8 protein-coding genes and 1 pseudogene are annotated in these 7586 nt (G+C 64.4%); 5 read left to right on the top strand and 4 right to left on the bottom strand.

The genetic code is table 11. The features are described from left to right. Positions 1-75 precede the first annotated feature (75 nt). From ACRDUX_RS09460 to ACRDUX_RS09440, 5 genes are read left to right on the top strand one after another with little or no spacing between them, the layout of a single operon-like run. Entirely contained in the window at positions 76-789 is a 714-nt protein-coding gene (locus ACRDUX_RS09460; protein ID WP_526413231.1) for a hypothetical protein, read from the top strand. Continuing rightward, positions 786-1091, top strand: coding sequence for a hypothetical protein (locus ACRDUX_RS09455; protein WP_526413229.1), 306 nt, complete (start codon positions 786-788; stop codon positions 1089-1091). Before ACRDUX_RS09460 ends, ACRDUX_RS09455 begins: the two co-directional genes overlap by 4 nt. Further along, on the top strand, positions 1088-1855 hold the full coding sequence (locus tag ACRDUX_RS09450) for an ATP-binding cassette domain-containing protein (RefSeq protein ID WP_526413227.1): 768 nt from the start codon (positions 1088-1090) through the stop codon (positions 1853-1855). Before ACRDUX_RS09455 ends, ACRDUX_RS09450 begins: the two co-directional genes overlap by 4 nt. After that, a complete protein-coding gene (locus ACRDUX_RS09445; protein ID WP_526413225.1) occupies positions 1852-2907 on the top strand; it encodes an ABC transporter permease in 1056 nt (351 codons plus the stop codon). The genes ACRDUX_RS09450 and ACRDUX_RS09445 overlap by 4 nt, the downstream gene beginning before the upstream one ends. A gap of 28 nt (positions 2908-2935) precedes the next feature. Continuing rightward, the gene (locus ACRDUX_RS09440) at positions 2936-3913 is read left to right on the top strand and encodes an ABC transporter substrate-binding protein (RefSeq protein ID WP_526413224.1); all 978 of its coding nucleotides are present in this window, start codon (positions 2936-2938) and stop codon (positions 3911-3913) included. 222 nt (positions 3914-4135) lie between these two features. Here ACRDUX_RS09440 and ACRDUX_RS09435 read toward each other — a convergent pair. From ACRDUX_RS09435 to ACRDUX_RS09420, 4 genes and pseudogenes are all read right to left on the bottom strand, one after another. Next, positions 4136-4282, bottom strand: a pseudogene (locus ACRDUX_RS09435) (hypothetical protein); the annotation flags it as partial. A gap of 121 nt (positions 4283-4403) precedes the next feature. Beyond that, entirely contained in the window at positions 4404-5207 is an 804-nt protein-coding gene (locus tag ACRDUX_RS09430) for an SDR family oxidoreductase (protein ID WP_526413222.1), read from the bottom strand. 9 nt (positions 5208-5216) lie between these two features. Beyond that, positions 5217-6713, bottom strand: a complete 1497-nt coding sequence (locus ACRDUX_RS09425; protein WP_526413235.1) for an acyl-CoA synthetase — start codon at positions 6711-6713, stop codon at positions 5217-5219. Continuing rightward, positions 6710-7483 carry an SDR family NAD(P)-dependent oxidoreductase gene (locus ACRDUX_RS09420; protein ID WP_526413233.1) on the bottom strand — a complete coding sequence of 258 codons (774 nt, stop codon included), beginning with the start codon at positions 7481-7483 and terminating at the stop codon, positions 6710-6712. Before ACRDUX_RS09420 ends, ACRDUX_RS09425 begins: the two co-directional genes overlap by 4 nt. Between the last annotated feature and the right edge of the window lie 103 nt (positions 7484-7586).

Genomic DNA, 7586 nt, shown 5'->3' with positions numbered 1-7586 from the left:
GTGGTGGAACGCCGTCGACCAGGCGCGGGTCGAGAAGCTGATGGCTGCCGCTGACTCGTTCAGGCAGGCCCGATCGTGAGCCTCGAAGTCAGCGCCGAAACGGACGTCTTCGGACTCGACACCGAGGGGTGGGCCGTCACGTTCTTCACTGCGCGGATCCGTCCTCATCGTCTCGACGACGCTCGACGGCAACGGATCTGGCAGCAGGTCCTGGCGCTGAAAGAGGCCGGCTGGCGCACCTCGGTCGCAGAGATGTTCACTGCTTCAGATGACGTCACCGTGTACCAGGCAGGCTTCGCCCATGACGTCGACATCGTCGGCGCATTCGAGGCGCCCGGCCTCGAGCAGGCGCACCTAGGTATCGACGACCTCGAAGCCGCCGGTTGGAACGAGCTGTTCGAGACGAACTGGATCGTCGGCCGCCGGGAGTTCACACCGGTTCACAGCACCATCGGACGCAACCCGAATCCGCGTTGGGCGTTTTTCGCACTGTGGGAGTGGAATGACGCCTGGCAGGCCGCCACACCGCCCGAACGCGCCGAATACGACATTGAATGTGACGAGGCATTCTCCTCCGACGTCGGATCCGGTATCAGCATCGCCGGCAGGCACCGACTGGACCCCACTAGCTCATGGCATCACCTTGGTATCTGGGAAGTGCCCGACCTACACCTACTCGATCATGCGATGGGGATGCACGAGAACGTCGCCGACTTCAAATTCACTACCTCGCAACACTACATCGGGCGCAAGCACGCTCTGTCCGACATCTTGGGAGTCAACCGATGAGCACGAACAACACCATTTGGATCCACCACGCACGTCCCCGGAGCAGCTGGTACGAACTCGATGCCGACACCAGGATGGAGTACGTCGAGCGTTGGAAGTCAATAGACGCTTCCGCAATAGCCACCGGTGCGACATCCTCAGGGGCACACACCGTCCGCGGGCAGTCCGCGTACTCGACGGTCGAGGTGTGGAACTTCGAGAACTACGCCGCCGCATACGATTACTGGGGCGAGAAGGTCGCGGCGGAATACGGCCGCTGGTTCGTGTTCGCCAACAGCGTCGGCACCAAGGCCTCGACATGAGCGAACCCCTACTCACCGCTCGCGGGATCACCAAGAAGTACGGGTCGGTCACCGCTCTGGCCAATGCGGACATCACCGTATACCCGGGTCAGGTGTGCTCGCTCGTCGGAGACAACGGGGCCGGCAAGTCGACACTGGTAAAGATTCTCTCCGGAGCCGAGACTCCCACGTCGGGAACGATCACTGTCGGCGGTACAACGGTCCAGCTACCCAATCCCGCCGCGGCTCAAGAGAAGGGGATCGCCACGGTTTTCCAGGACCTCGCGCTCGCTCCGGACCTCGACGCTACCGCGAACATGTACCTGGGGCGGGAGATACTTCGGCCGGGGATCCTCGGGAAGATCGGCATACTCGATCGCACAGCGATGAAGCGCGATGCAGCAGAACAGTTCTCGAAACTGGGAATCACGCTGCGGTCTCCGACGGTCTCGGTCGGATCACTCTCCGGCGGTCAGCGTCAGTCGGTGGCCATCGCTCGAGCGGCGAGGTGGGCGAACAAGGTCATTTTTCTCGACGAACCCACGGCCGCCCTCGGTGTTGTCCAGACCGATCGCGTCCTAAGGCTTGTCCGGCAGGTTGCGGACCAGGGACTCGGAGTAGTCCTCATCACGCACAACATGACACATGTCGTCGAGGTGTCGGACCGGATCGAAGTCCTGCGGCTGGGCACCACGGTCGCGACATTCACTCGCGGCGAAGCGACAGTCCAGAAGCTGGTCACCGCAATGACCACCGGAATCGTCACCCAGCAGGAGGCACCATGACTACCCTCGATTCCGAGACCGAAGTAGTGGTGCCGGATACGCAAACACAGACAATTCAACAGAAGCTCGCCCGAAAGCTGGGCAGCAGTTGGGTTTTCCTGTTCTTGATCGTACTGGTTGCGGTGTTCGCCATCCTGCGCCCCAGCCAATTCTCGACGTCGTACAACATCTCGACGCTCGCGATCGACGCCGCTGTGCTGCTGGTACTCGCGGTAGGACAGACCTACGTGATCATCACCGCGGGCATCGATCTGTCGGTCGGATCGGTACTCGTGTTCTCCTCGGTCGTAGGAGCGAAGGTGATGCTCGCGCTGTCGGGTGCCGGCGGGTCAACCTACGGAACCACGAACGGCGGCTGGGGTGTGATCGCCATCGGGCTCCTCGCCTCGGTGGCTGCAGGCATGGTCTTTGGTCTGATCAACGGGTTTCTGATCGCACGTGCTCGAATTCCAGCCCTGATCGTGACTCTCGGAACGATGGGTATCGCACTCGGCGCGGCGCAGATCATCACCAATGGCCAAGATGTCCGCGCCGTTCCCGAACTACTCATCACCCACATCGGCACAGGCGCGGTGGCAGGTATCCCGGTACTGGTCATCATCGCCGTCGTCGTCGCCCTGATCGCAGGTATCGTGCTGGCCCTGACGCGATTCGGTACCTGGACCTACGCCGTAGGATCCAGTTCAGAAGCCGCTCGCCGCTCTGGGGTTCCCCTGCGCGCGCAGATCATCAAGGTTTACGTGATTTCCGGAGCATTGGCGGGTCTGGCCGGAATGATGTCCGTCGCAAGGTTTTCCACGACCACGATCGGCGGACACACAGCCGACAACCTTGCGACGATCTCCGCCGTCGTCCTCGGTGGCACCAGTCTGTTCGGTGGCATCGGCTCGATCCTGGGCACCGTCATCGGCGTCTTCATCCCAATCGTCCTACTCAACGGTTTCGTCATTCTCGGCATCCCTCCGTTCTGGCAGACCGTCGCGATGGGAGCGGTCCTGATCCTCGCCGTGTACGTCGACCAACTCAAACGCCGCAACCGAAACCTCAGTTGACACCCCCTCATTCCGAAGGAGCACTACCATGAAGAGATCAGCCACCGTCACCGTCACCGTCGCCGGAATCGGAATCCTCGCCCTCACCGCCTGTTCGACGGGCTCGACACCAGGTGCCCAGCAGGACACTCCTGACAACAAGAACGTTGCCCTGGTCCTCGGTGTCTCGGGCAGCCCGCTCTACGAGGCCCTCGCCTGCGGCGCTCAGGCCAAAGCCGAAGAATTGGGCTTGAACCTAGACGTCTCTTCCGGCAATGCTTTCGCAGCAGATGCTCAAGTGCCCGTCCTCAACGCCGTGACGGCGAAGAACCCCGCCGGAGCAGCAGTCGTCCCCACCGATGCGCAGGCACTGCTACCGCAGCTTCGCCAACTGACGAGCGGCGGAACCAAACTCATCACGGTCGATCAGACACTCGCCGATGACAGCATCGCCTCCGGCCAAGTCGTCACCGACAACCTCGCAGGCGGCGCCATGGCTGCCGACGAGATCAGCAAACTGACCGGCGGCAAAGGCAAGGTCCTGGTCATCACCCAACCCCCCGGCTCGACCGCCCAAGATCAGCGCACCCAGGGCTTCGAAAGAAAGCTCGCAGAATATCCCGGCATCGAATACCTCGGCGCGCAGTACCAATCCGACGATCCGCAGAAAGCAGCCCAGATCGTCACCGCAACCCTGGCGGCGCACCCCGACCTCGCAGCTATCTTCTCCACCAACGACCAGGGCGCCGTCGGTGCGGTCACAGGCCTACAGCAGGCCAATGCCGTCGGCCGCGTCAAGGTGATCGCCTACGACGCGGCAACCGCCGAGGTCAACGCATTGAAAAACGGCGCGATTCAAGCCCTCATCGCACAGAACCCCAAGCAGGAAGGCGAGGTTGCGATGACGACACTCGCCACCCTCATCGACGGCGGAACGGTCGAACGCACACAGACAACCGACCTGATCGTGATCAAGTCCGACGATCTGGCGAAGGCCGACCAGTACGAGTACAAGGCAGACTGCTGATCGAGGGCGAAAGTTGCCGACCTGCGAAAGCCGATGCTGGTGCCGACCCGTCCATGTGCGCTCGCGATCGGAACCAATTGATGCTCGATCGTGCCGGAGAGGTCGGCAGCGGAAGAGAGACCGGATGCGGCCGCGGATCCAGGCCAGATCTAAGCCGGGATGCGCAGCACGCGTGCCATTACGGTTCCATGGGCGGCCGGACGACTCGGGATGGAAGCCTGGTTCGGACAACGTGCACATGGCGATCACCGGCGGCACGTGCTCGCGACGGATGACATGGCGCAGGACGAAGGTGTTCTGCGCGCCGATCGCCGCGATCAGTGCGAACGCGGCGAGGAATCCGACGACGGGGGGGAGTTCATGGCTCAAGGCCGGATCGATCGACGAGCACGCACCGCCTGCTCCAACTCAACCAAATCCGTACTCCTTTGCTCAGCACCCCCGGTTTGCAAAGAGGCCGTATAGGAACCCTCAGCATGAGGGGTGTAATTCAGCCGAGCGTGCCCTGATAGCGGCGCATGCCCGCGATCCAGCGCTCGTAGTCCGACCCCTTCTGGCGGTACATGTCGAGCACGGCGGGGTGCGGCAGCACCAGGAACCGGCCGTCGCGGACCGCTTCGACGGTCAACGCGGCCACCCGGTCCGGCCCCATCACCTCACCCGCGCTGGCCACCGCCGCCCCCGCGATCCTGGCGGCCGGGTCCGACGACGAGAGGATTCCATTCAACAGAGGTGTGTCGACGCCCATCGGGCAGACGCACGAGACACCGATTCCGTTGCCGCCGTAGGTGATCGACAGCCACTCGGCGAAGCCGACGGCGGCGTGCTTGGTGACGGAGTAGCCGGCTGCGCCGATCTGGGTGAGCAACCCCGCTGCCGACGCGACACTGACGAAGTAGCCCCCGCCGCGCTGCAGCCATTCGGGCACCAGCGCCTTCGCGGCCCGCACGTGCGCGCGCAGATTCACGTCGATGATGGCGTCCCAGTCGGTCTCGTCGCCCAGGCCGGGTGCACCGATGATCCCCGCGTTGGCGACGAACACGTCGACGGGCCCAAATTCGGTGCGTGCCGAATCGATCAGCGCCGCGATGCCGTCGATCGAGGCGGCGTCGGCAGTCACTCCGACGGCGGAGGAACCGGTAGTCCTGATGCGCGCGGCGGTTTCCTGGGCGGCCGCCCCATCGAGATCACCCGCCACCACTGAGGCACCAGCGGCGCCAAGCGCGATAGCCAATTCCCGTCCGATGCCCGAACCCGCACCCGTGACCACGGCGACTTTGCCCTCGATCTGCATGGATCCTGTCTACCGCACGGTGTCGGCGCGCTGGTCGGCCAGCCTCTCGCGCAGTTCGCGTTTGAGCACCTTGCCGTAGCTGTTCTTCGGTAGTTCGTCGACGTAAAGGTAGCGCTTGGGCCGTTTGAAGCGGGCGATGCGCTCGAGCAGGTGTGCGTCGAGATCGGATTCGGCTGCGCTGCCCACGATGAACGCGACGACGACCTCACCCCAGTCCGCGTCGGGCGCCCCCACCACGCATGCCTCGGCGACGTCGGGGTGTTCGAGCAGCACCTCCTCGACCTCCCGTGGGTAGACATTGCTTCCGCCGCTGATGACGACGTCCTTGGAGCGGTCGCGCAGGGTGAGGTAGCCGCGCTCGTCGAAGCAGCCCATGTCGCCGGTGAGCAACCAGCCGTCCTTGAGAGTCGCAGCTGTGGCGTCAGGGTTGTTCCAGTAGCCGGACATGACGACGTCACCGCGGCAGGCGATCTCACCGATCTCGTCGATGGCGGCTGGGGTTCCGTCGTCGCGCAGGACGGCGACGTCCACGCCTGACCTGGCGTAGCCGACCGACCCCAGGGTCGGATCGTCGGCGTCGAGGTGATCGGCGCGCCGCAGTCCGGTAATCGTCATCGGAGCCTCGCCCTGCCCATAGAGCTGGACGAAGATCGGGCCGAACGCGGCGAGGGCCTTCTTCATGCTGTCCACGTACATGGGCCCGCCGCCGTAGACGACGGTGCGCAGGTTGCGCGGACGTTCGCGACCGGTGGTCACCAGGCGCTGCACCATCGTCGGGGCGAGGAATGCGCTGCAGCCCGGATGGCGCTCGCACAGGTCGAGGAATTCCTCTGGTTCGAAGGCGGCCGACTCCGGAATCACCTGGCGGGCGCCGCGCAACACGTACGGAGCCACGTACAGGCCGGAGCCGTGGGACATCGGTGCGCCATGCACCAGGCTGCAGTTCTCATCGGGGCTGTCGAAGTCGGCGAGGTGCGACACCGTCATCGCCATCAGGTTGCGGTGCGAGAGCATTGCTCCCTTCGAGCGTCCCGTCGTGCCGCTGGTGTAGAAGAGCCAGGCCAGCGCGGCGGGGTCGGTGTGCCGCGGCGGCTCCAACGGCGGTGCGGTGAAACGTGTCCGGTAACCGCTGGAGTCCAGCGTCTCAATCGGCACCTCGGTCAGCGGCGCCAGTCCCGCGGCGATCTTCGCTGAGGCGAACACCGACGATGCGCCGGAATCCTCGAGAATCTGCAGCATCTCTCTGGGATGGAGTTTGTAGTTGATCGGGACGAAGACGCATTCGGCCGCCCAGATCGCGAACATCAGCTCGACGATCTCGGGTCGGTTCTCGCTGGCGACCGCGACGCGTGCCCCGGACCCGGAGCTCTCGCGAATGGAGGCGGCGAGCCGCAATGCCCTGTCCCGCAACTCACTCCAGGTATGGACTTGGCGTTCGCCGAGGTACACCGCGCCGCGGACGCCGTGGCGCGCGGCGGTCTGATCCAGCGTGGCGAACATGTTCAACGGGGCACCCACTCCGACGACAGGGCGAAGTCGGACAGGTACTTGGTGGAACTCCAGCCACCGTCGACGACGATGGTCTGACCGTTGATGAAACTCCCACCGGGGGAACACAGGAACGCCACGGTGCTCGCGATGTCGTCGATGGTGCCCAACCGCTGGTGTGGCGTCATCTCGGTGTTGATCTTGCGAAAGCGCTGGTCCTCGAGGCGCTGTGCGACCATGGGCGTCTGTGTGACACCGGGAGCCACGGCGTTGCAGCGGATTCCCGTCGCCCCGTACTGGCAGGCGATGTGAGTGGTCAGTGCGGTGAGCCCGCCCTTGGCTGCGGAGTACGCCCCGCCGCGAAGACCGCCGACGACGGCGAACGTGGACGTGACGTTGATGATCGCCGACCCTGGACCCATGTGCGGGATGACGTCACGCGCCAGCCGGAACGGGGCCCGTAGCATCACACCCAGGAAGTAGTCCAGGGACTCGTCGTCGGTCTCGTGCAACGGTTTCGGGCTGCCCACGCCCGCGTTGTTGATCAGGAAGTCGACGTGACCCCATCGGTCCACCGCGGCGTCGACGATGCGGCGGGGGCCGTCGTCGGCGGTGAGGTCGACGGCGAGTGTCTGCAGCAGGTCGTGGTCTTCGATCGCGGCGGCCAGCTCCGAGAGCCTGGTCTCGTCGCGACCGGTGCCGAGGACCGCGATGTCGGACTCGGCCAGCTTCACGGCGGTGCCGAAGCCGATCCCGCTACTCGCTCCCGTGACGATGGCTACCTGCATCTCACTCACCAGCTTTCGCGATCCTCGCGCGGATCTCGTGTTTGAGTACCTTGCCCGCATCGTTCTTCGGCAACGCGTCCACGATCGTCACCTGTTCAGGCAC

It is taken from the genome of Mycobacterium sp., from assembly GCF_050701675.1.
Classification (GTDB): Bacteria; Actinomycetota; Actinomycetes; order Mycobacteriales; family Mycobacteriaceae; genus Mycobacterium.
Note: the sequence above shows the minus strand (reverse complement) of the source record. Positions and strands in the feature narration are given on the sequence as shown.